At 32.4% G+C, this 26,623-nt stretch carries 18 protein-coding genes and 2 tRNA genes; 1 reads left to right on the top strand and 19 read right to left on the bottom strand.

The window, feature by feature from the left end; translation table 11 throughout:
* Nucleotides 1–175: 175 nt before the first annotated feature.
* Nucleotides 176–463 carry a 30S ribosomal protein S20 gene (gene rpsT, locus CBquer539_RS00595; RefSeq protein WP_500836532.1) on the top strand — a complete coding sequence of 96 codons (288 nt, stop codon included), beginning with the start codon at nt 176–178 and terminating at the stop codon, nt 461–463.
* 58 nt (nt 464–521) lie between these two features.
* On the opposite strand, the gene dnaJ is transcribed toward rpsT, so the two are convergent.
* The 19 genes from dnaJ to ftsH all read right to left on the bottom strand — a co-directional run bounded on the left by dnaJ (nt 522) and on the right by ftsH (nt 26,592).
* Nucleotides 522–1,649, bottom strand: coding sequence for a molecular chaperone DnaJ (gene dnaJ / locus CBquer539_RS00590; RefSeq protein WP_500836531.1), 1,128 nt, complete (start codon nt 1,647–1,649; stop codon nt 522–524).
* A gap of 125 nt (nt 1,650–1,774) precedes the next feature.
* A complete protein-coding gene (gene dnaK, locus CBquer539_RS00585) occupies nt 1,775–3,688 on the bottom strand; it encodes a molecular chaperone DnaK (protein WP_500836530.1) in 1,914 nt (637 codons plus the stop codon).
* Between the two features lie 331 nt (nt 3,689–4,019).
* Nucleotides 4,020–5,321, bottom strand: coding sequence for a threonine synthase (gene thrC, locus CBquer539_RS00580; protein ID WP_500836529.1), 1,302 nt, complete (start codon nt 5,319–5,321; stop codon nt 4,020–4,022).
* A gap of 3 nt (nt 5,322–5,324) precedes the next feature.
* On the bottom strand, nt 5,325–6,260 hold the full coding sequence (thrB, locus tag CBquer539_RS00575; RefSeq protein WP_500836528.1) for a homoserine kinase: 936 nt from the start codon (nt 6,258–6,260) through the stop codon (nt 5,325–5,327).
* Between the two features lie 21 nt (nt 6,261–6,281).
* Nucleotides 6,282–8,729, bottom strand: a complete 2,448-nt coding sequence (gene thrA / locus CBquer539_RS00570) for a bifunctional aspartate kinase/homoserine dehydrogenase I (protein ID WP_500836527.1) — start codon at nt 8,727–8,729, stop codon at nt 6,282–6,284.
* Nucleotides 8,730–9,631: 902 nt separating this feature from the next.
* Entirely contained in the window at nt 9,632–10,060 is a 429-nt protein-coding gene (locus CBquer539_RS00565) for a DNA polymerase III subunit psi (RefSeq protein WP_500836526.1), read from the bottom strand.
* A gap of 89 nt (nt 10,061–10,149) precedes the next feature.
* The gene (locus tag CBquer539_RS00560; RefSeq protein ID WP_500836525.1) at nt 10,150–11,904 is read right to left on the bottom strand and encodes a DEAD/DEAH box helicase; all 1,755 of its coding nucleotides are present in this window, start codon (nt 11,902–11,904) and stop codon (nt 10,150–10,152) included.
* A 674-nt stretch (nt 11,905–12,578) separates the two neighbouring features.
* Nucleotides 12,579–14,672: a polyribonucleotide nucleotidyltransferase gene (pnp, locus tag CBquer539_RS00555; RefSeq protein ID WP_500836524.1), complete on the bottom strand. Its 2,094-nt coding sequence runs from the start codon at nt 14,670–14,672 to the stop codon at nt 12,579–12,581.
* A gap of 243 nt (nt 14,673–14,915) precedes the next feature.
* Entirely contained in the window at nt 14,916–15,185 is a 270-nt protein-coding gene (gene rpsO, locus CBquer539_RS00550; protein WP_500836523.1) for a 30S ribosomal protein S15, read from the bottom strand.
* Between the two features lie 272 nt (nt 15,186–15,457).
* On the bottom strand, nt 15,458–16,240 hold the full coding sequence (gene truB, locus CBquer539_RS00545; RefSeq protein WP_500836522.1) for a tRNA pseudouridine(55) synthase TruB: 783 nt from the start codon (nt 16,238–16,240) through the stop codon (nt 15,458–15,460).
* Between the two features lie 23 nt (nt 16,241–16,263).
* Nucleotides 16,264–16,641, bottom strand: a complete 378-nt coding sequence (gene rbfA / locus CBquer539_RS00540) for a 30S ribosome-binding factor RbfA (RefSeq protein ID WP_500836521.1) — start codon at nt 16,639–16,641, stop codon at nt 16,264–16,266.
* Between the two features lie 101 nt (nt 16,642–16,742).
* Nucleotides 16,743–19,442 (bottom strand): translation initiation factor IF-2, encoded by a 2,700-nt coding sequence (gene infB, locus CBquer539_RS00535; RefSeq protein ID WP_500836520.1) that lies wholly within the window; start codon nt 19,440–19,442, stop codon nt 16,743–16,745.
* Between the two features lie 32 nt (nt 19,443–19,474).
* Entirely contained in the window at nt 19,475–20,989 is a 1,515-nt protein-coding gene (nusA, locus tag CBquer539_RS00530; protein ID WP_500836519.1) for a transcription termination factor NusA, read from the bottom strand.
* A gap of 496 nt (nt 20,990–21,485) precedes the next feature.
* A tRNA-Met gene (locus CBquer539_RS00525) sits at nt 21,486–21,562 on the bottom strand.
* 68 nt (nt 21,563–21,630) lie between these two features.
* Nucleotides 21,631–21,716: transfer RNA gene (locus CBquer539_RS00520), tRNA-Leu, on the bottom strand.
* 146 nt (nt 21,717–21,862) lie between these two features.
* Entirely contained in the window at nt 21,863–22,147 is a 285-nt protein-coding gene (secG, locus tag CBquer539_RS00515; protein ID WP_500836518.1) for a preprotein translocase subunit SecG, read from the bottom strand.
* A gap of 153 nt (nt 22,148–22,300) precedes the next feature.
* Nucleotides 22,301–23,662 (bottom strand): phosphoglucosamine mutase, encoded by a 1,362-nt coding sequence (glmM, locus tag CBquer539_RS00510; protein ID WP_500836730.1) that lies wholly within the window; start codon nt 23,660–23,662, stop codon nt 22,301–22,303.
* A gap of 16 nt (nt 23,663–23,678) precedes the next feature.
* Complete coding sequence (gene folP / locus CBquer539_RS00505; RefSeq protein WP_500836517.1) at nt 23,679–24,524, bottom strand: dihydropteroate synthase; 846 nt, start codon at nt 24,522–24,524, stop codon at nt 23,679–23,681.
* 130 nt (nt 24,525–24,654) lie between these two features.
* Nucleotides 24,655–26,592 carry an ATP-dependent zinc metalloprotease FtsH gene (gene ftsH / locus CBquer539_RS00500; protein ID WP_500836516.1) on the bottom strand — a complete coding sequence of 646 codons (1,938 nt, stop codon included), beginning with the start codon at nt 26,590–26,592 and terminating at the stop codon, nt 24,655–24,657.
* Nucleotides 26,593–26,623: the final 31 nt, after the last annotated feature.

Here is a 26,623-nt window from a genome sequence, read left to right as displayed (position 1 = left end):
TTTAATTAAAAAATAATATAAATAATATGTCTTAAAATAGATTTTTAAAACAAAATATACTGAAAATATAATAGCAATCGTATTCGAACTATAAATAGTAATTGTAATATAGAATACAAAAATATAATATAGAATGTGCAATGTAATTAAAATTTAACACTTAGGAGTATTATAATTGGCTAACACTAAATCAGCTAAAAAGTCTTTTATACAATCAAAAAACCAACGTAGACACAATATTAGCCTCCGATCTATGTTACGTACTTTTATTAAAAAGGTATATACGGCGATTAAAACTAAAGAGAGAACAACGGCAATGACCGAATTTATTTCTATGCAAAAAATAATAGACCGCCAAGCCTGTAAAGGTTTAATTCACAAAAATAAAGCTGCTAGATGTAAATCTAGAACATATGCACGTATTAAGTCTATGGTTGTTTTATCAGAATCAGAAGATAAATAAAAAATATAAGTAATATTTAACATTGGTTATAAAATTACGACTATACCACATTCATTAATTAACTAGTGAGATCGTCGAAGAATTTTTTTACCCCATCAAAAAAGCTTTTAGATCTGGGGCTATTGCGATTCCCATGAGGCCCCCCTAAACTATCCGATAAATCTTGAAGTAGTTGTTTTTGTGTATCATTTAATTTAACTGGAGTTTCTACTACCACTCTACATAACAAATCTCCATGCCCGCCACTTCGCACTGATTTTACACCTTTTCCTCTCATACGAAATAATTTTCCAGTTTGTGTTTCAGGAGGAATTTTTAACTTAACTCTGCCATCTAAAGTAGGTACCTCGATTTCCCCCCCTAATGCTGCCATAGAGAAACTAATTGGTACTTCACAATAAAGATTTTTTTCCTCTCTATCAAAAATTGGATGTTTTCTAACTTGTACTTGAACATATAAATCTCCTGAAGGCGCACCATTTTTCCCAGATTCACCTTCACCCGATAAACGTATACGATCTCCTGTATTTACACCCGCCGGAATTTTAACAGAAAGATTCTTAGACCGTTCTACTCGTCCATTTCCACGGCATCTATTACAAATTTCTTTAATAATTTTTCCATGTCCATGGCATGCGGGACAAGACTGCTGCACAGAAAAAAAACCTTGACGTATCTGAACTTGTCCTTGACCATGACATGTCATGCAAGTAACTATTGCCGAATTAGATCTCGCGCCACTCCCGCAACATTTCTCACACGTTAATAAAGTTGGTATACATATCTCTTTAATAATTCCACGTACAGCGTCCTCTAAACTTAACTCTATGCTATAACGTAGGTCTGCACCTCTACCTGCGCGATTCCGTCTATTCCCTCCAAATATATCTCCAAATACATCACCAAAAATATCGTTAAAATCTGCCCCGCCTGAATTTACTGTCGACCCCATACTCCCTTGTTCAAACGCCGCGTGACCATACTGATCATAAGCTGCTCGTTTTTCTGCATCGCTCAATACTTCGTATGCTTCTTTAATTTCTTTAAATTTTGTTTCGGCTACAGTATTTCCTGGATTTCGATCTGGATGAAATTTCATTGCCAGGCGTTTATAGGACTTTTTGATTTCACGCTCATCCGCATTTTTGGAAACGCCCAAAATCTCATAATAGTCTGATTTAGCCATGGTTTTTCTTTATATCCCTCCGTATACCTCTTTATTAGGTATGTAACATATTTGTTTAATACAACATTTTAATTTACAATTTTAATATTGTTTTTCTGTTTCTACAAATTTAATTCTTTTAAATATCATTTTTTATTCTTTATTTCTTCAAATTCTGCGTCTACCACTTCTCCATTTGGATCAGCAGTACTATTAGAGGTTTGAGATTTAGATTGTTCCTTATTCTTTTGACTTGCTTCTAATAATTTTCCAGAAACTTTAATTAAAGACTGAATTTTAGATTCAATTTCATTTTTATCTTCATTTTTTACGACTAATTCTAGTTCTTTCAATGCATCTTCTATAGAAGATTTATCATCTAATGATATACTGTCACCTACTTCTTTTAATTGTTTTTTTGTGCTATGTAACAAATGATCAGCCTGATTACGAATTTGCACCAATTCTTCGAATTTACGATCTGATTCGGCATTAACTTCTGCTTCTTGAACCATTTTATTAATTTCTTCTTCATTTAAACCAGAAGAAGCTTTAATGGTAATTTTTTGTTCACGCCCGCTATTTTTGTCTTTAGCAGATACATGTAAGATACCATCAGCATCAATATCGAAAGTCACCTCAATCTGAGGTATACCACGCATTGCCGCTGCTATTCCATCTAAATTAAATTGGCCTAATGATTTATTATCACTTGCTCTTTTTCTTTCTCCTTGCAATACATGAATAGTAACAGCAGATTGATTATCTTCAGCTGTAGAAAAAATCTGACTGTGTTTAGTAGGAATAGTAGTATTTTTAGCAATTAATGAGGTCATGACTCCTCCCATAGTTTCAATCCCTAAAGACAACGGTGTCACATCCAATAACAATACATCTTTTACATCTCCAGACAATACTCCTCCCTGAACCGCCGCTCCAATAGCAACTGCTTCATCAGGATTGACGTCTCTACGTGGTTCCTTTTGAAAAAATTCAGTTACTTTTTTTTGCACAAGAGGCATGCGAGTCTGTCCGCCTACTAAAATAACATCATTTATATTAGATACAGATAAATTGGCATCCTTTAGCGCTACTTTTAGTGGTTCCACAGTACGATTGACTAAATCTTCTACTAGAGATTCTAATTTAGCACGAGTTACTCTAAAATTCATATGCTTCGGTCCAGTATTATCTGCTGTAATATATGGTAAATTCACATCAGTTTGATGAGAAGTAGATAATTCTATTTTTGCTTTTTCTGCTGCTTCTTTCAATCGTTGCATTGCCAAAGGATCATTATACAAATTAATATGCTGATCTTTTTTAAATTCATCTGCTAAATAATTTATTAAAAAACTATCAAAATCTTCTCCTCCCAAATGAGTATCTCCGTTAGTAGAGAGTACTTCAAAAGTTTTTTCTCCATCAACATCATCAATTTCAATAATAGAAATATCGAAAGTTCCTCCACCCAAATCGTATACTGCAATAGTACGATTACCCCTAGTTTCTTTATCTAAACCATAAGCTAATGCTGCAGCAGTCGGTTCATTTATAATACGTTTCACTTCCAAACCAGCAATACGCCCGGCATCTTTAGTAGCTTGACGTTGCGCATCATTAAAATAAGCCGGAACTGTAATAACTGCCTCAGAAATTTGCTCTCCGAGATAATCTTCTGCAGTTTTCTTCATTTTTTTCAAAATTTCAGCGGAAACTTGAGGAGGCGCCATTTTTTGACCTTTAACATCTAACCAGGCATCTCCATTATTAGCAGAAATTATTTTATACGGCATTATGTTAACATCACGCTGCACCTCTTCATCTTGAAACCGACGACCAATCAGTCGCTTAATAGCAAACAAAGTATTTTTAGGATTAGTAACAGACTGCCGTTTGGCTGGTTGCCCGACCAAAATCTCACCATCTTGTGTATAAGCAACAATAGAAGGAGTTGTACGATCACCTTCACTATTTTCTAATACACGAGGTTTATTCCCTTCAATAATTGCGACACAAGAATTGGTCGTGCCCAAGTCTATTCCAATAATCTTTCCCATCTAAACATCTCCACTAAAAAAATCGATTTAATCACACTATGCAACCTGATATGCGGTCGAAACTGTACTTTTCAACCTTAAAACAAGTTTGTTTTCAAAACTTTTCAAAAAACATTATACGAATTAAATATAATTCATGTTTTATGAATGTATCACTACCAAATCACTAAAACGAACCATATGGATGCGTAACAACAATATATTCACATAATTGCGACATAACTAATTATGTATTTATCATGATAATATATCAATATCAATTGCGTGCACCAACATAAACATACTAAATTTTAATATAACACATATACATTTGTAGTTTGTATATAATGTTTTAAGATGTTATTTTTAAAATTAAGCTACGTAACGAAGAAAAACATTTAGATATTTCATATGATAAAACAGGTAATTGCATACGTTCTTTTAATAAATCTGGTAATATTATTTGTATCTCTTTTCTTAAAAAAGACTCTACTAATTCTTTGAATTTGACGGGATGAGCAGTGCCAAGACATATACCAAATTCATCAGAATGCAATTGATCAGACAACAATCGATATGCTACAGCAGTATGAGGTTCAGAAAGATATCCTAAATCTGCAATTTCTTGTACCGTTTTTTTTGTAAGAACATCGTTAACACAACCATATTCTAATTCTTTAATTGATCTATTTTCTCGACGAAATAATTCTTCTATCCTGGGCCAATTATTAGGAGAACTTATGTCCATTGCGTTAGAAAACGTTGAAACAGCAGGATGAGGCTCCCAATAACCATACTTCAAAAATCTAGGCACAGTATCATTAATATTAGTAGCGGCAATAAATTTTTTTACTGGTAATCCACAAGATTGAGCTAACAATCCTGCGGTTAAGTTTCCAAAATTTCCACTAGGAACCGAAATAACTAATTTATCACGCATTTTATGGGGTAACTGCGATATTCCTTCAAAATAATAACAAATTTGAGCTAATAACCTACCAATGTTAATAGAATTAGCAGAATTTAAATCTAATGTTCGTCGTAGTATGTTATCATCAAAAGCTTGTTTAACTAAACGTTGGCATGAATCAAAATCTCCGTCCACCGATATAGTAGACACATTGCCTCCTAAAGTACAAAACAATTTTTCTTGTAATACACTGATTTTGTCTTTAGGATAGAGAATTATAACGTATATATTGCTTAATTTAAAAAAAGCATTGGCTACAGCTGCTCCTGTATCTCCAGAAGTAGCTGTAAGAATGACCATAGGCTTATCGAACCGATGATTAATTTTATTTAACATTTGCGCCATCAATCGGCTTCCAAAATCTTTAAAAGCTAATGTTGGCCCATGAAAAAGTTCCAAAATCGCAATATTCTTATTTACAAATACTAATGGCGCTGGAAAATTAAAAGCATTCCGAACACAACTTAATATACTATTTTTTGATAATTCAGATCCAATATATGTAAATAAGATATGCGCACTACGTTCTATAAAATTCATTTCCAACAGAGAATTTATTTCAAATATAGAGAATTTTGGAAGATCTACTGGAAAGAATAACCCCCTATTTTTCCCTAATCCTTGCAAAAGAGCTTGAGAAAACGTAACTTGTTCACTATGTTGCTTAATATTATATAATTTCATTAATTATTCCGCCATAATACGTGCTCCACGCCTATCTAGAGAACAAATTCGAACAAAACCAGAATCATTTTGTAAATAAAAATACGATAACCAATTAGAAATATCTTCTACCACATCGTAAGTATTACACAATACAAAAACTGTTGGACCAGATCCTGATATACCGCAAGATATAGCACCTTTTTTCAGAATGTTATGACGTATATCAGATAAATCAACTGGAAACAACTGCGCTCGATAAGGCTCCGCGATTATGTCTTGCATGCATCTAATTGCTAAATATTCTTGTTTAGTATGACAAGCATGTATAAATCCGGATAAATATCGACTATGATTAACACAATCCTCTCTATTATATTTATTTGGTAGTACTGATCGAGATGCCGCGGTAGATATTTTAATGCCTGGATACGCTATAATCCACAACCAATTATTGAAACTAGGAATTATCTGATCAACAGTATCACAATTCTGTAAAATCAAACGCGTGCTTCCCAAAAAACAAGGAGACACGTTATCAAAATGAATTGAGCCAGAAATTTTACCTTCCATTTCTCCCATTAATATAAGCAATTGATCTTTATTAAGCGGACGACCACAATGATAATTCATTGCTACGAATGCAGCCACTATAGAACAAGCACTAGAACCCAAACCAGAAGAAACAGGAACATTTTTTTCTAACTTAATACTGAAATAATATGTTTTTCCTAAAATTTCACAAAATTTCTTCCAACATTGGAATACGATATTTTCTTCTAATTGTGTTGGGAGCTGACTATAAAAACACCCTGTATTTTTTAAACTGAATGTATCAGCATTTTCAATACTGATACAATCTCCGAGTAAACTCTCATTTATTGGGGCGATTGCCATACCTAATGTATCAAATCCTACCCCAATATTACCGATAGATGCTGGGGCATAAACTCTAACCATATTCACACGTCCTTACTATTTTTATGACAAAGTGCGTAATAAATCTGCAAATACTCCTGCTGCTGTAACATCATTTCCTGCGCCGTAACCACGTAATACTAATGGTAACGGCTGATAATATCGTGTAAAAAAAGCAAGAGCGTTTTCTCCGTTTTTTACTTTAAATAACGGATGATTGTTATCTATGGATTCAATTTGAACGCGACATCGTCCTTGTTGTATATTCCCGACATAACGCAATACGTGTCCCAATTCATATGCTTTTTGAGCTTTAGTAAAAATAATATCATCTAATAAAGATAATTTTTTAAAAAAGCCACTCGTATCATTTTTACTTATAAAATTAAGTGGTACCACTGGATCAATTTGAACATCGTTTAACTCTAATTCATATCCAACTTCTCGTGCTAAAATTAATAATTTCCTAGCTACATCTATACCAGAAAGATCATCTCTAGGATCTGGTTCAGTGTAACCTTTCTGTTGGGCTAATAAAGTCGCAGCAGATAACGATAATCCCTCATCTAATTTCCCAAAAATAAATGATAAGGATCCAGATAGAATACCGGAAAAACTGATTAATTCATCTCCGGCATTTAATAAATTTTGCAGATTTTCTATAACTGGTAATCCAGCTCCGACATTAGTATCGTATAGAAATTTTCTTCGAGATTTTATCATCACATCTCTAAGTATTCTATACTGTTTCATAGATCCAGTATTAGCTTTTTTATTTGGTGTAATCACATGACAACCATTTAACAAGAAATCTACATAACAATTAGCTACATCGATACTACTAGTGCAATCCACAATAACTGGATTTAATAAATGGTTTTCTTTTATAGTTTCTATTAATTTCTTTAAATTACAAGATTCACACGTTCTTTTTAAAGATGACTGCCAACGATCTAAGTCTATCCCATTAATATCGACACACATAACTCGTGAATTAGTAATACCGCATACTCGTAAGTCAACATGTTTATTTTTTAACCAATGTCGTTGACGTCGAATTTGTTCTATTAAAGCAGTACCAACACCTCCGGATCCAATAATAAATACTTCTATCAATCGATCAGTGCTAAATAACATTTGATGCGCTACCCTAATTCCAATAGCAGTAACATTATTTTTTACCACCACTGAAATAGAACGTTCTGAAGATCCTTGAGCAATTGCGACAATGTTAATATTAGCACGAGCTAATGCTCCAAACAATTTGTTAGACAAACCCAGTTGAGTACGCATTCCATCACCCACAACTGAAATAATCGCAAGATCTCGTATCACATCTATCGGTTCTAAAAGTCCGTTTTTTAATTCTAAGTTAAACTCTTCATTTAATGAAGTACAAGCTTTTGATAATTCTTGATAAGGCACGCAAAAACTTATACTATACTCAGAGGACGATTGGGTAATTAATACTACTGAACATGTAGCTTTAGACATTGCAGAAAATACACGAGCAGCCATACCAATCATCCCTTTCATTCCTGGCCCAGAAATATTTAACATTACCATATCATTTAAATGCGTAATTCCTTTAACTATATTAGTTGAATCATTATTAATTGGTCCAATTAACGTTCCAGGGGCATTAGGTTTGAAAACATTTTTTATTAAACAAGGTATATGAAACTGAGCGATCGGTACAATAGTACGTGGATGTAAAATTTCAGCACCAAAATAAGAAAGCTCCATGGCCTCTTGGTAAGATAGTGAATGTAATAATTTTGCGTTAGGCACTTGATGTGGATCACATGTATAAATACCATCTACATCTGTCCAAATTTCACAACGACTAGCGCCTAAACAAGCTGCTAAAATCGCAGCCGAATAATCAGAACCATTGCGTCCTAAAGCAACTAATTCGCCCTGCTCATTACCCGCAGTAAATCCAGCCATTAACATAATATCTATATGAGAAATAGGTATATTTTTAATACGCCGAGCAGATTCTTCAATATTTACCATAGAGGTAAGATATTCTCCTCCTTGGGATATAAGATTATCCACTGGATTAATAACAGTTATTTGGAGATTTCTTGCGATTAAAAGATCTTGCATTAAGATAATAGACAATTTTTCCCCTAAACAAATAATATTAGCATTGACGTTATCTGGACAAAATTTTAATAACGCAATTCCATGTAGTAAATTTTTTAAATAAATAAATTCTTTTTCTAGTATACCCCGCAAGGTTACATGATTAAATCCTGATTGAACCTGAGCTATATCTTTCAACAAATTATTAAAAATAGTTTCTATATTATGAATATATTCACATACAGAAGCCCCATTTAATGCGAGATCAATGACCGATACTAAATAATTAGTAATCATTGCAGGTGCTGACAACACTACTGCTATTCGTTCTTTTTGAGCATTTTTTTCAAGAATATTGGCGACATGAATAAACTGATTTGCATTAGATAGTGAAGTTCCGCCAAATTTTAATACTCGCATGTTTTGTCTCCTAAATATGACTTTTATTGTCCGAAATCTTCATTAATAAAAAATAGACACGCACAAATCACGTAATATCTCTCCATATTATTACTGTATTTTTATGGATAAATATTATAACAAAAAGTTAAAAAATAGAATAAACACACATTATAATCAATTATATCATTATATGAATTAATATAATACTATCTATAATAAAAAATTTTATTAACAGATAATCAACTATTATTTAAGTTATATTAAAATTTTATTAGTGCAAAATATTTATTTTTGATATGAAAATGCTTAATACACATTTAAATACATATGTATAAGTACTTGTATAAAATATATATATGTCTATTAAAAGTGGATTATCTATGAAAATAGCGCGGTTTCATGTGGTATTTATACATTTGTACACTCAAATTTTCTTATATTGCACAAAAATATAACACAATACATTCTCATAAAAACATCAATAAAGAATAACATTCTATGGTTCTTTATAAAAGAATATTTATTTTTAATATAAAATATACTCTTGTGTTATTTGATATAATAATTTTTATTTCATTAATAAAAATTAAAAACTGGCAGGATTAATGATTAATAAAATCATTATGATTCACCTTTAATATCGTTGTAATTTTGTTGAACTACGTATAATATCAATTTTATATTTGTAAATAATTATAGACGTTTTTAATCAAAATGGTACACATACCCTTTCATTTATATTATAAATGCTTTTTAGTTTAACAATTATCGTTAAAAATTAAAATAATTTAACAGAACAGTATCTGCGATACAAATTTTGTTTATGTACCGATACATTATAAGTCAATTGATATTTATATATGACTATGTATATTATTGTACCCTCTGTTTTTCTACTGACACAATATTTACTAAATGATTTAAGCATTAAACCTAATGCAACTAATTTGTCGCCATAAATCACACTTGGCATTAATATTAGATTTTAATATCGGTAATGATGGTGTACTTAAAGATATACCATGAAAATCACTTAATACTGCAGTCCCAACCCACCAACAATAACAAGAAAATTCTTCTGGAATAATTAGGGTTTTAATTTGATTAATAGTTAATGCACATACTTCTCTAATATTAAACCGCATGGCATGTATCACATCTTTAACAAAAGGATCATCTAATGATAACGGAAAATCCGACGATATTAATAATAGACGCAGAAACGGCCATAACTTAATGGGATTTTGGTTATCTAAAAACACAGGATATCGCAACTTCCAAAATATAATACCTAATTCCTGAAAAACAAGATTATATTCTTTATTTCTATTATTAATACGTATGCTCATCCACATTCAACATATTATGTTATCATTAAAGCAACTGAACACAAAAAAATTGTTTTAACACAATATTTGTGCATATATTAAACAATAATCTATTTAGAATGTTGTTCTTTTATCTGATTCATATGTATTTTTGACAAACGTTTATGATAATTTATATCATTGTATGAATACATATTGCCTAAAAACTTCATATTTATTGGTTTATTTAAAATACATGTACGAGACAACTGCGTTAATATTTTATTACTAGGTAACTCTTTAGATAACTCAATAATAGCGTGAGAAGAAAATAATCGAATATTACCTATTTCATGGAAACGGATATTGTCAATTTTATTCGAAAGCAACTTAATGATATGACGTATTTTAACTCCATCATTACGGCCTACTGATATGCGATAAATATCCATATTATCAGAAATTTTAGATTGTGATCTAGTCTTGACAACTTTAATACGACAATAATTTTGACGGACACTATTTATACGTATCTTACAAGTTGATTTACTTTTAGTAACTGGATCTGGGGGTAATACCAATGGACGATTCCCTTGTGCTATTTTCAATAAAACAGCTGCTAAATTTTCTGTTGTTAAATCTTCTCTAGGTTTTATCTGAGTTAATAAAGATCGATATGTATCCAAATCATTATCGATACTCAATCGATGTTCTACTTTATTAGTAAATTTAGCTAAACGACAAGCAAGCAAAGTTTTAGGAGTAGGATGCCGAACCTCTGGAATATTTAAGTTGATTTTATGTTCAATATTACGTAACAAACGATATTCCTTACGCTCTACAAACAACAGTGATTTGCCAATGCGGCCTGCTCTACCAGTCCTGCCTATACGATGTATATAAGCATCAGAATTTATTGGTATATCATAATTTATTACTAAACTAATACGATGGACATCCAATCCACGAGCAGCAACATCAGTAGCTATAAGAATATCTAATTTCCCATGTCTTAATCGATCTAACGTCTGGTGTCGTACTTTTTGATGCATATCTCCGTTCAAAGCTGCACTATTATAACCAAATTTCTCTAATATTTCAGAAATTTCTAATGTTGCATATTTAGTACGAACAAAAACAATGGCCGCATCAAAATCTTCTGTTTCTAAAAAACGCATTAACGCTTCATGTTTAGCTATTCCATGTACTAACCAATAACTTTGTCTAATATCAGCACACATATTGGTATTAGAATGAATATATACTTCCTTTGGGTTATTCATAAATCGATAACTTATACGGCGAATACCCATAGGTAAAGTAGCAGAAAATAATGCTGTTTGATGTTTAATTGGGATACTTTTAATAATACGTTCCACATCTTCAATAAATCCCATACGTAACATCTCATCAGCTTCATCTATTACTAAGGTTTTTAATCGAGACAAATCAGCGGTACCACGATTTAAATGATCTATTAATCTGCCCGGGGTACTTACTATAATATGAGGTCTTTTATTTAAAGCGCTCAATTGAATATCATAACTTTGTCCTCCATATAAGGTAACAACGTTTATTTTTTGCATATATCTTGCAAAATTAGAACATACTCTCCCAATTTGAATCGCCAACTCTCGAGTAGGCGTTACAATCAAACCCTGAGAAAAAGAACTGTTAATATCAACATTATGTAACAACGGTAAAACAAACGCCGCAGTTTTTCCACTACCTGTATGCGCCATTCCTAATACATCACGTCCAGCTAATAAATACGGAATACATTGAATTTGAATAGGTAAAGGTTTTTCATATCCAATATCACGTAAGACATTAATTATATGATAATTTAATCCTAAATCCACAAAAGAGTTTGCGGTTTCTAACATCTGTAATTACCTCATTTTTAATAAATAATAACTATATAAGTTTAATATCAAAACCCTTTTTTTTAGAAATAGTATTTCTTTAACATAAAAATACACGTACTCATGAATGAAGATTCATACAACAACAATGTTGCCTTCATATATATCATGCACTATATAATAACTACAACGAAAAAAAATTTACCAGTATTATCATAACTTTGCATTGATACAAATATAAATGCCACCGTTATAAAGGAGAAAAATATTAATTCTTGAGCGTATTAAATATTAACTACATAATAACGTATGCATGATGATGCACCGTCAATTAATTTACTTGTTTTTCCTTAGTGTATCTAATACTTACTTTTATTTTGTAGTATACTCTACTTTGCTGTGTTCTAGATCATTTGAGCGACACTACTTATAATAATGATATAAATTCTATTTTATAAAAATAAGTGTATATAAATAGCTACCTATATATTTCTTTATTTATATCATACAGATTAGAACACAATTAAATTACTACAAATTTCACTGCCAAATCTTAAGAATATAAAATAATAGTCAATCTACATAAAACGTATAAACTATATACATCATACATACACAAATATATATATATATATATATATATCAAATAAGCACCATCGTGTTAAAATATAGTATAGATGCTATCTATATATCTGTCATGATGCGTTTATTCCTCTCATACTCAAACGAATTCGTCCCTGACGATCTATTTCCAACACTTTTACTAAAACTTCTTGTCCTAATTTCAAGTAATCAGCCACTTTACTTATTCTTCTTTCAGAAATCTGGGAGATATGGACTAATCCTTCTTTTCCAGAGAGGAAACTAACAAATGCTCCGAATTCAACGATATGAGTAACTTTACCAGTATAAATAGCTCCTAGTTCAACATTTGCAGTAATATCATTAATTCTACGAATAGCTTGTTTTGCTTTATCATAATCTAAAGAAACTATTTTTATAGTACCGTCATCTGAAATATCAATAATAGTATTAGTTTCTTCAGTCAATGAACGAATAACCGATCCTCCTTTTCCTATAACATCTTTAATTTTATCTGGATTAACTTTAATGCTATATATCCTTGGAGCAAATTTAGAAATTTCCTTTCTAGGGAATCTAATAACCTGTTCCATAATATCTAATATTTGAAATAGAGCATGCTTTGCTTGTTTTAATGCAATACTGATAATGTCATAAGTAATACCATCTGTTTTAATATCCATTTGCAACGCCGTTATACCTTGACGACTACCAGATATTTTAAAATCCATATCTCCAATATGATCCTCATCGCTGACAATGTCAGATAATACTACGAAATCGTTGCCTTCCTTAATTAATCCCATAGCAACGCCAGCAACTGCTGCTTTAATCGGTACTCCAGCATCCATTAATGCCAAAGATGCTCCACAAATAGATGCCATAGAAGACGATCCATTAGATTCAGTAATTTCTGATACTACGCGTATTGTATAAGGAAACTCATTAGCATGAGGTATAACCGCTAACATACCACGTTTTGCTAAACGTCCATGTCCTATCTCTCTTCTTTTTGGAGCACCTATGATACCTATTTCACCTACACAATATGGTGGAAAATTATAATGTAATAAAAATCTATCAATACGAGCTCCAATCAATCCATCAATGTTCTGTGCATCACGTTCCGTCCCAAGCGTAACGGTGACCAACGCCTGAGTATCACCTCTAGTAAATAATGCTGATCCATGGGTACGTGGTAATATACCTGTTTTTATATCTATTTTCCTAATTGTATCTTTTGAACGTCCATCAACACGTAATTTATTATTTAAAATACGATAACGAACTGATTGAATTTCTAAGTAATTTAAAAGACGTATTATTTCTTTTTCGTCTATAGTAGTGTTACTATAGTCATTTAGAGCAATTTTTACTATATCTTGCTTAATACTATCAACTTGATCATGACGTTCCTGTTTATCGAAACAGCAATATACATCTTGAATACGAGTCTCATATAATCCAGATAAATACGTTTTTAAAGATACGTCTACTTCTTTTTCTTTCCAAGAACACTTAATTTTTCCTGATTGTGTAACTAATTTATTAATATTATGAATTACTGTTTGTTGTTGTTCATGTCCAAATACAATAGCATTTAATATTTCTTTTTCACTTAACAAACATGATTCTGATTCCACCATAGAAATATTAGATTCAGTACCTGAAATAACCAGATTTAACTTACTATTAGATAACTCTGTCGTTGTTGGATTTAATACGTATTTATTCTTAATATAACCAACTCTAGCGGCTCCAATTGGCCCAAAAAATGGAACATCAGATAAACTCAATGCAGCAGACACTCCTATTATTGCTACAATATCCGGATGTACTTCTGGATTAACTGATACCACTGTAGCAACCACTTGTACGTCATTAATAAATCCTTTGGGAAATAACGGACGAATAGAACGATCAATCAGACGAGAAGTTAATATTTCGCTTTCACTTGGACGGCCTTCTCGACGAAAAAAACCTCCTGGAAATTTTCCAGCAGCATACGTACGTTCTTGATAATATACAATAAGAGGAAAAAAATCTTGTTCTAATTTTACTTGATTAGAACTAACTACTGTCACCAGAACTGTAGTGTCACACATGCTCGCTATAACTGCAGCATTTGCTTGACGAGCTACGGTGCCAATATCTAAAATTACAGTATGCGGTCCATATTTGAATCTATGAATAATCGGATTTAACAAAATAATATCCTTTTTATGTTTAATATATAATTTTTTGATGTATTTAATAAGTCATAACGATTAACTAATAAATGTTCTTCACTATACCTTTTTATATTTTTTAAATTTACGAACCATAAAAATAAATATTATGATCTTAAGTATAAAATTAAAAACCTCTTTTTTAACTTATACTCAACGTTCAAGAATACCCCTGATAAAGAAAGATGTGCTAAAATATTTTCATCTAACCACAGATTTATATTAGCGACGTAACCCTAAATTCTTTATTAAATTAGTATAACGTAACACGTTGTTTTCTTTTAAATATTTCAATAATTTTCGACGATGGGCGACCATTTTAAGTAACCCGCGGCGACTATGATGATCTTTTTTATGTTTTAAAAAATGACATTTCAGATAATCAATGCGTTCAGTTAGTAAAGCAACCTGCACTTCGGTTGAACCAGTATCCTTGACATCACGACCAAATGTAGAAATTATTTCTATTTTTTTTTCAAGACTCCAAGACATGTAAAACACCTTTTTATTTAAAAAATTTATGTTTAATTTAAAGATAAATTATATTTAAAACTTAATCTAAATCAAATTGCAGTCAATATAATATTCAATTTTTTATTTCATCCTTCTATATTTACTAGCAATTTACAACACCTTTTATAATAATTAAAGGCACAACCAATAACATGTACAATAATATTATACATTCAGTAATTTCATTTACAACCAATCAACACGTGTTTCATTTCATATTCTTTATGAAGCTGATAATATATACAATAATTTCAACATTTTTTATTGAATGTCTTAGTAAACTTCAAGACAACTTTGTTCATGGGTATCAATAATGCATCTAATTTATAAAATGCTTCTAAATCATTAAAAGAATCATTATAAAAAATAGATTCCAGAGTCGTCAAATTTATCATAGAAGAGGAAATATATTGTCCTACTGACAAACGACGCAATGCTGTAACATGCGCTCCACAACCTAAACACTTCCCAATATCATTTATCATACTACGAATATAAGTTCCTGTAGAACAATGAACATCTAATTCAATAATATTTTCTGCTTTTTTTAGAAGATTCAAGCTATATATATGAACCATCCTGGGTTTCCTGGGAATATATATCCCTTTTCTCGCATATTTATATAAAGGTAATCCTCGGTATTTTAATGATGAAAACATAGGAGGAATCTGATTTTTTACTCCCCTAAAAGATTCTAAACATTGCTCTAATTTATCATCATTTAACTGTACGGATGATACACGAATAATTGCCCCATCTGAATCAAAAGTATCAGTACTTATTCCTAATTGAGCAATCACTCTATATCGTTTATCGGAATGTAATAAATATTTAGCAAACTTGGTTGCTTTTCCGAAACAAATAGGAAGCATTCCCGTTGCCAACGGATCTAAAGTGCCAGTATGCCCTATTTTATTAGCACTAAACAATTTTTTGATCTTATTCAATAATGAACTAGAAGATATTCCCTTAGGTTTGTCTAATAATAAAATACCGCTAATATCTCTATTTATCACTTTCTTATGTCGATTCACTAAGAACTCTAATGCATTAAAATTTAATTTAATTGTTCTATCACAATTTTTTCTGTAGTAGCAATTAAACTACATACTTTTACGCTTTTTATAAATGAAGAATCATACTTAAACAATAACACAGGTACTACACGTAAACACGTAGCATTAGCCAATAAAAAACGAATAAACCGTGAGGCACGTTGTAATATCATAATGGCCGCATCGATTTCCTCCGGATTATCTTTATCAATAAAAGTAACGAAAATATTAGCGTTTTTTAAATCTTTAGACACCTGAACTTCTGAAATAGTAGGGATACCTATTCTTACATCATCTATCTTATGTTGTAAGATAACAGAAATTTTTTTGTGTATTTCCTGAGAAATACGCTGAGTACGATAGCTGTCTTGAAAATACATTTTTTCACCTTATTCAGAAATAAACACATACCCATAGCGTAAATATAAAAAAATCCTAATTAAATTTATTCAATAATAAATCACACTTAATCAATTTAAGATCATACATGAGAGATTTTTATCACCTCAAATACTTCAATCATATCTCCAGAACGAATATCATTATAATTTTTTATACCAATGCCGCATTCTACTCCATTTTGTACTTCATGGACATCGTCTTTAAAACGACGCAATGACTCTAATTCTCCTGTATAAATGACTACATTATCTCGTATGACCCGAATCTTCTTATGACGTTTTATCATCCCCTCAATAACTATACAACCAGCAACGTTTCCATATTTTGGCGAACTAAATACATTTCTTACTTCTGCTAAACCAATAATTTCATGTTTATATTGTGGTATGGACATACCATGTATCGCTTGTTTTACTTCATTTATCAAATCGTAAATTACTGAGTAATAACGCACATCTAACTGATCTAACTCAATTATACGCCGTGCAGAAATATCTGCTCTAACATTAAATCCTAAAATAACCGCATTAGAAGCTGCTGCCAATGCAACATCAGTTTCAGTAATACCACCAATAGACGAAGACAAAATTTTTATTGTTACATCTCCAGTTGATAAATTTTCTAAAGATTCACGAATAGCTTCAGAAGAACCTTGTGTATCAGATTTGACAATTAGATTGAACTCAGGAATCATATTAATATTCTTAATATTATCAAATATATTTTTTACGTTAGGTTCTTCTTTTTGACGAGCCAATTTTATTTCACGAGATTTTCCTTGCCGATACAGAGCTACCTCTCGAGCTTTTTTTTCATTGCGAACCACAACTACAATCTCTCCAGAATCAGGTGATCCTGATAAACCCAATAATTCAACCGGAATTGATGGTCCAGCTGAAGTAATCTCACAACCAAATTCATTACGCATAGCACGCACACGTCCGTATTCTGTCCCGCATAAAATTATATCACCACATTTTAATGTGCCTTCGCGCACCAAAACAGCAACTACAGGACCACGTCCTTTATCTAAAAAAGATTCAATAACTATAGCGCTTGCCATTCCATGACGCACTGCTTTCAATTCCAATATTTCCGATTGTAATAAAATAGCATCTAGTAAATCATCTATTCCATATCCTGAGACAGCAGAAACATTTATAAATTGTGTATCACCACCCCACTCTTCTGGAATAAGACCATGGTTATTAAGATCATTTTTTATTCGATCGGGATTAGCTTCTGATTTATCGATTTTATTTATCGCTACCACCACAGGAACATTAGCAGCCTTAATATGCTGGATTGCTTCAACAGTTTGTGGCATAACCCCATCATCAGCAGCTACTACTAATACTACAATATCCGTTAGCTGAACTCCACGAGAACGCATGGCAGTAAATGCGGCATGTCCTGGAGTGTCAAGAAAAGTAATCATACCATTATTAATACGTACATGATATGCGCCTATACTTTGAGTAATACCTCCTACTTCAGCAGATGCTATTTTAGTTGAACGAATACGATCAAGAAGAGAAGTTTTTCCGTGATCTACATGACCCATAATAGTAACTATTGGTGCTCGCTTTTCAAGCGAGCCACAACTCGTCATATTAATATTACGATCATTCATAATCAATTCTTCTAGTTCATTTTCACGACGTAAAATAACATTATGCCCCATTTCTTCTACTACCAATTGAGCGATATCCTGATCAACAATTTGATTAATAGTTGCCATAATGCCTAATTGCATCATCACTTTAATAACATGCGAGCTTTTTATTGACATCTTATTAGCTAACTCAGCTACACTTATAGTTTCTCCAATAATAATATCACGAGTAATTGTTTGAACAGGTTTGTTAAAAACTTGTAGCAATGCACTTTGTTTACGTCTACTTTTGTTTATGCGATTTGGAGTATACAATTCTTCTTCTCTGCCGAACTCATCAGGCATGACTGCACCATATAAACGATGATGATTATTACTTCTTTTATGTGGTTTAGTTAATTTTCCACCACTTCTATATCGTGCGCGTACTCGAGAACGATTTCGTCGTTCATTTTCCAATTTTTGATTATTGTGTTTTTCTACCGACGCAGGAGCAGGTATAGAACACAATTTACTATTACTGCGATTATCTTCTTCTAAATTAGAACGAACTAGATTTATATGTGATTCAATGTTCCAACAATCTTCAGATCTGTTTTTAAGCAGCGATTGTGTTTCACCTGACGCTTGTAAATGTTTTCCTGCAACTTTATTACGACACACTTTTTCTATTATTTTTTCCTTGTATCCCGTTACTTCAGAGTAACGATTATTTTTTTTAGCAGTTTGTGCTAATGATGATGGGTTTACAGTATTATCTATTTTTTCATTTACTAATCTATTCTTTATAGTTAAATCAGAAATTTGATGATGAACATCAGACATTACTTTACTATTTACATCAATAAGCTCTGCCTCCTGTGAAGTAGATTGTATATACGTAAGTTTCTTGCGTATTTCTATTTGTACTTGTTTATTTTTACCTCCGATGCTAGATATACTTAAAGTACTACGTGTTTTTCTTCGTAATGTTAATTTGTTCGATACACCGCTTTTATTATAATGCATATGCTGCAATAAAATTTCTTTATCTCTTTGAGTTACAACATCTGTTTCTGTTTTAAAAATGCCAAGATATGAAAACCATTGTATTAATTGATCTACTGGCATTTTCATTTCCATAGCAAACGACCGTATTTGTATAGTTGTATCTATATCTATCATGGCTTTCCTTAATCATTACTACAATAATAATATTAATGGGCGTTATTACTATCAAACCAACAAATATTACGCGCTTCCATAATTAATTCTCCAGTTTTTTCTTCATTCAATCCCTCAATATCGGAAAGACCTGCAATATCTTGTTCAGCTAAATCTTCTAACGTAGAAATACCACGTTCGACTAATTTTAACGCTAACTCATATTCAATATTAGACAATCTCAATAATTCTGTAATAGGATGAACAACAGAAACATGATTATTGTCCTTAATATTTTTTTTATTATGAGATACAGAAAAATTTCTTAAAGCATTCTTTGCGCTATCCCTAATCATTTCTACTGTTTTTTCATCAAATTCTGTTATTGAGAACAATTCTGTTATAGGCACATAAGCCAATTCTTCAATCGAAGAAAATCCTGAATCAATTAAAATTTTAGCAGATTGTTCACTGATATTTAAAGTATGCATAAAAACATTAGTAACAGCAGATATTTCAACCTGACGCTTTTTTTCCAACTCATCTACAGTCATAACATTTAATTCCCAACCACTTAATTGAGACACTAGACGAATATTTTGTCCATTTCTTCCAATAGCTTGAGCTAAGTTAGATTCCTCTACTGAAATATCCATTGTATGTTTATCTTCATCTATCACAATAGACGCAACATCAGCAGGAGACATGGCATTAATAACAAATTGCACAGGATTATCATCCCATAATACAACATCTACACGTTCCCCTCCTAATTCACTAGAAATAGCCTGAACACGTGCTCCTCGCATACCCACGCACGCTCCCACTGGATCAATACGCTTATCATTTGTTTTAACAGCAATTTTAGCTCGTGAACCAGGATCCCGAGCTGCAGCTTTGATCGTAATCAATTCTTCTCCAATTTCAGGTACTTCAATACGAAATAATTCAATCAACATTTCAGTCCTCGTACGACTTATAAGTAATTGAGGACCTTTAAAATCTGGTCGCACTAAATACAGAATACCTCGAATCCTATCTCCCAATCTAAAATTTTCACGCGGCAACATCTCTTCCCTATGAATAATTCCTTCAGCATTATTTCCTAGATCTATATTTATACTACCTCTACTAATTTTCTTTACTATACCCGTAACAATATCGCCTTGGCGACTTAAAAACTGTTCTATAATAATTGCACGTTCCGCTTCACGTACCTTTTGCACGATAACCTGTTTTGCAGTTTGAGTTGTAATACGATCAAAAGTAATAGATTCAATAACATCTTCAACATAATCACAAATTTTAACTTTTGGATTCTCAAGCCTAGCAGCATCTAATGTAATTTCCTTAGTAGGTCGAGTTACTTGTTCCACTACAACCCACCTACGAAATGTGTTAATCCGACCTGATTTTCGATCAATTACAACACGCACTTCAATATCTTGTTCATATTTTTTTCTTGTAGCAGCAGATAATGCTGTTTCTAACGCCTCAAAAATTTTTTCTTGAGGTACAGCTTTTTCGTTAGAAACCGCTTCTATAACAGCTAGAATCTCTTTATTCATCCCAGTTGTCTCAAAATGCCATTTTTAATAGCTATGTATATATTATTGTTATTTAAATAAAATTTTAAGAAACGAGCCATGACTCATGCGTATTAAAAATAAAAAATTACTGTACTTATTTATTCACAATTACAAAAAACTGTGAACAATTTATACAAACCAATTTATCGTCCTATTCATGCCAGACAACCTTATAATATATAACAGAATTTTATTCGATATTACGAAATTCATAAACCTTGAGAAAATTTCACAAAACAATCAATGATCTACTCATTTGGTAAATTTATTCTAAACATTAAATCCTAATGTTTAGAATAAATTTATTAAGATTCTTTAAATAGACAGTAACGCCCACCATAACTAATTTAATAATTGGTACCATACGTTTTTAATCTCATTCAACTTTTTATTATGATGATATTAAAATATAGAACTCAATTAATACATAAACACCGATTATTAACTTAAGTATAAATAAAACACTTACTTAATGTGGTTGCGGGGGTCGGATTTGAACCAACGACCTTCGGGTTATGAGCCCGACGAGCTACCATACTGCTCCACCCCGCGCCTATATTAAAATAATAAGTGTACACCATGTGACTCTAAAAAAGCAAATTATTTATATCATGAACAATTACCGAGGACGGGATTTGAACCCGTAATCTCAAATAAGAGAACTACCACCTCAAAGTAGCGTGTCTACCTGTTCCACCACCTCGGTTATTGATGTGTATAGTCAGTCACACTATGATTATTTTATGATTGATCACTAGTTACATATACCGTTTTATCATATACAAACGAAGTACATAATTAGTCAATATATTGTTAAACAACACTATCTGAAAAATTTTCATATAATTTTCTTTATTTTTTTTGGAACTGACTATTTTGCATCTTGCTTCCAATATACTTTTGATTTTGTTTGCTATTCATATTGCCCAGCAATAAACTAAACAAGAAAAATAATATAGCTAAAATTACTATCAGGCACGTTACACCATCATTAATACCTCCTGAACCTAGCATATCTCCTAAAGAACGACTACTAAACATTCCTCCTGAATCATTACCTTTATTTTGCTGTAACATAATCAACGTGATTAAAGCTACTGCTATAATCAAAAATGTAACTAAAAAAAATTGATACATAAAATTATATCATCCTTATATAAGTACATATTATTTCTAATTATATAGTATCTACATCTATTAATATTAAGCTAAAATTTTATGTATGAAATTAATTACATAACTTACCAATATTACAATTGCATGATATACATATGTAATATGTAAACTTAATTATTGTTGTATTGATTTTATTTCTGATCTTATTATAGAAGCAATCCTATTAGCTAAATATAATATTTTATCATAGCATTTTCCTTCTACCATAATGCGGATATACGGTTCAGTACCAGACTGACGTAATAATACACGCCCTTGTTCAGATAACTCTTGTTCCACCGCTTTAGTTTCTTTTTGAACCAAATCAGATTCTAAAGGGTTCTTAATACCAGAATAATATACATTAACTAAAATTTGAGGTAATAGATACATATCATTACATAATTCATACAAACTTACGCAATTATTTACCATTGCGGATAATATTTGAAGAGCAACAATAATACCATCTCCTGTAGTAGTTTTATCTAACAATACAATATGACCAGAATTCTCGCCCCCAATATACCAACCCCTTTTTTTTAACATTGCAAGAACACAACGATCACCAACATTAGAACGTACGAAAGGAATGTTTAACTGCTTTAATGCCGATACAAGCCCCATATTGCTCATGTGAGTTCCTACTATACCTCCTTTTAATTGCCTACGATACAATTTTTCTCTGGCAATAATATACAGCATTTGATCGCCATCTACTTTATTTCCAAAATGATCCACCATAATTACCCTATCGCCATCCCCGTCATAAGCAATGCCTAAATCTGCTTTTTTTTCTAAAACATGAGTACGCAATTGCCGAATATCTGTAGTACCACATTCTTGATTAATGTTTACTCCATTTGGGCGGCACGCAATTGTAACCACATTAGCTCCCAACTCACGAAATACACTCGGAGCAATATGGTAAGTGGCACCATTAGCACAATCTACAATTATTTTCAATTTTTTTAAACTAAGATGAGCAGGAAAAGTTCCTTTACAAAATTCTATATAACGACCAGCTGCATCAACTATACGGCTAGCCTTCCCTAAGTCTTTCGGTTCAACGCATGTTAAACATTTATCTAATTCTATTTCTATAGAACGCTCTACTGCATAATCTAATTTTGCGCCCTTAATAGAAAAAAACTTAATACCATTATCATAAAAAGGATTATGCGAAGCAGAAATTACAATGCCAGCTTCAGCTCTGAAAGCACGAGTTAAATATGCGATCGCTGGAGTAGGCATGGGACCGGTTAATGCTGCAGATAGACCTGCAGCAGCCAATCCCGACTCCAATGCTGATTCTAACATATATCCAGAAATACGAGTATCCTTTCCGATAAGGATGTGGTTAGACTTGCCGCCGCTAATACGACTTAACACTTTTCCTGCAGCCCAACCAAGCCTCAGAATAAAATCTGGAGTAATTGGCTCACTTCCCACTCTGCCTCTAATACCATCAGTACCGAAGTATTTGCGGTGCTTCAGGTGCTTCATATCAGTTTTATTCCTTGATTTGTTGTTGTTGCAACATAATTCGCACTACTTTTAATGCTTCTGCTGTTTCCTTAACATCATGTACACGAATAATTTGCATACCTTGCATGGCTGCAATCACTGCACAAGCAACACTACCTATTAACCTCTGTTTAGGACCACATTGATTACAACTAATACTAAGCATAGATTTACGCGATATACCTACTAATAAAGGTAACCCAAAATGATGAAAATATTTCAAATTAGCTAATAATTGATAATTATGTGCTAAATTCTTTCCAAAACCAAAACCAGGATCAAGTAATAACCTATTTCTGTTAATACCCTCCGATTCCAAACGAGCAATTTGTTTAATAAAATACTCATTTACTTCAGTTACAACATTAAAATAATTAGGACAATTTTGCATTGTCTTAGGCTCTCCTTGCATGTGCATCAAACATACCGGTAGTTTACAATACAACGCAGCTTGAATCGCTCCTGCAGTAGTAAGAGAGCGTACATCATTAATCATATGCGCTCCAATGGCTGCACTCTCACGTATTATTAATGCTGATGATGTATTTATTGAAATAAAAGTATCAAAACGCTGTGCTATAGCGCGCACTACAGGTATAACACGATCCGCTTCTTCTTCATCACTGATGATATCGGCTCCAGGTCGTGTTGATTCTCCACCGACATCAATTAAAGTAGCGCCATAAGTAATCATATTAAACACATGATCAATTGCTTTAGAAAGAATACAATAGTTTCCTCCATCAAAAAAAGAATCAGGAGTAACGTTCAAAATTCCCATAATTTGAACATCAGAAAAATCTAAAACACGGTTACTTGCAACTAACGTCATAAATTTAAAAACATCTCCAAGAATTATTTAAAATTAATCTATATTCAACATATTCGTGTAATCAATACAACACTATGTTATCTTGATAAGTAACATTAATCTTTTATTTTTTGTATGAAATTATTACATATTATTGTGACGCAGCATCAGGATTATCATTGTAAGACTCTCTATCTACTGATTTCGGTTTTTTTTCAGAAGAAACACAAACATCTTCTTTACTGTCATTAATATCAGATACGCTATTTTCCCATCCAGATGGAGGCTTAACTGATTTTCTATCCATCAAATCATTTATTTGAGACGCGTTAATAGTTTCATATTTTATTAGCGCGTCTTTCATAGAATGAAGAATATCTACATTTTCCGTCAAAAGCTTATGGGCGCGTACATAATTTCTTTCAATCAAAAATTTAATTTCCTGATCAATAATACGAGCGGTCTCATCAGACATATGTTTTGCTTTAGCTACCGAACGCCCAAGAAATATCTCTCCTTCTTCCTCTGCATACAATAACGGCCCAAGCTTTTCAGAAAATCCCCATTGAGTTACCATATTTCGTGCGATAGAAGTAGCCACTTTAATATCATTAGAGGCACCAGTAGAAACTTTGCTAGGACCATAAATTATTTCTTCAGCAAGTCTACCTCCGTATAATGTAGAAATTTGACTTTCTAATTTTTGTCGACTAGTGCTAATTGCGTCACCTTCTGGTAAGAAAAATGTTACTCCTAAAGCGCGTCCTCTAGGAATAATAGTGACTTTATGCACTGGGTCATGCTCCGGGACTAATCTACCAATAATAGCATGACCGGCTTCATGATAAGCTGTAGATTCTTTTTGAGACTCTGTCATCACCATAGAACGACGTTCAGCACCCATTACGATCTTATCTTTAGCTTTTTCGAACTCTACCATCGATACCATATTTTTACTATCACGAGCAGCAAATAATGCCGCTTCATTTACAAGATTAGCTAAATCTGCCCCTGAAAATCCCGGTGTGCCTCGAGCAATTACTAATATATCTACATCTGATGACAGCGGTACATGACTAATGTGTACTTTTAATATCTGTTCTCGCCCCCGAATATCCGGTAATCCTACAACTACTTGACGGTCAAATCGACCTGGTCGCAACAAAGCTGGATCTAGTACATCTGGACGATTAGTAGCAGCTATAACAATAATACCTTCATTTCCTTCAAACCCATCCATCTCTACTAACATCTGATTTAAAGTTTGTTCACGTTCATCATGTCCTCCCCCTAAACCTGCGCCTCTTTGACGACCAACTGCATCAATTTCGTCGATAAAAATAATACATGGTGCCGCTTTCTTGGCTTGTTCAAACATATCTCGCACACGAGACGCTCCAACTCCGACAAACATTTCTACAAAATCAGAACCCGAAATGGTAAAAAATGGAACCTTTGCTTCTCCAGCAATTGCTTTCGCTAAAAGTGTTTTTCCTGTTCCAGGAGGCCCTACCATTAATACTCCTTTTGGAATTTTTCCTCCTAATTTTTGAAATCTACCAGGTTCACGCAAATAATCTACCAATTCTTTTACCTCTTCTTTTGCTTCATCACATCCTGCTACATCCGCAAAAGTAGTTTTGATTTGATCTTCAGTTAACATACGCGCTTTACTTTTACCAAAAGACATAGCTCCTTTGCCACCTCCCTGCATTTGACGCATAAAAAAAATCCAAACTCCAATCAATAATAACATCGGAAACCAAGAAATAAAAATAGATGTAATTAAACTAGGTTCTTCTGGAGGCTCTCCAACAACTTTAACTTTTTTAGTTAAAAGAATATCAAGTAATTTCGGGTCATTTACTGGAATATACGTAGTATAGCGATTACTGTCCTTTTTTACAACTACGATTTCACGCCCGTTGATACGCGCTTCTTTCACTTGATCTTGGTTCAAATCATACATAAAAGTAGAATAATCTAATTTGCGACTACCTGAGTCGCTAGGCCCAAAACTCTGGAATAAAGACATCAAAACTACCGCAATAACTAACCAGAGACCGAGATTTTTCGCCATATCACTCAAAAGACTAACCTCGCACAGTACAACAAAATTT

The sequence above is a fragment of the Blochmannia endosymbiont of Camponotus quercicola genome (assembly GCF_059935335.1).
This window is presented reverse-complemented; position numbering and strand designations above follow the sequence as displayed.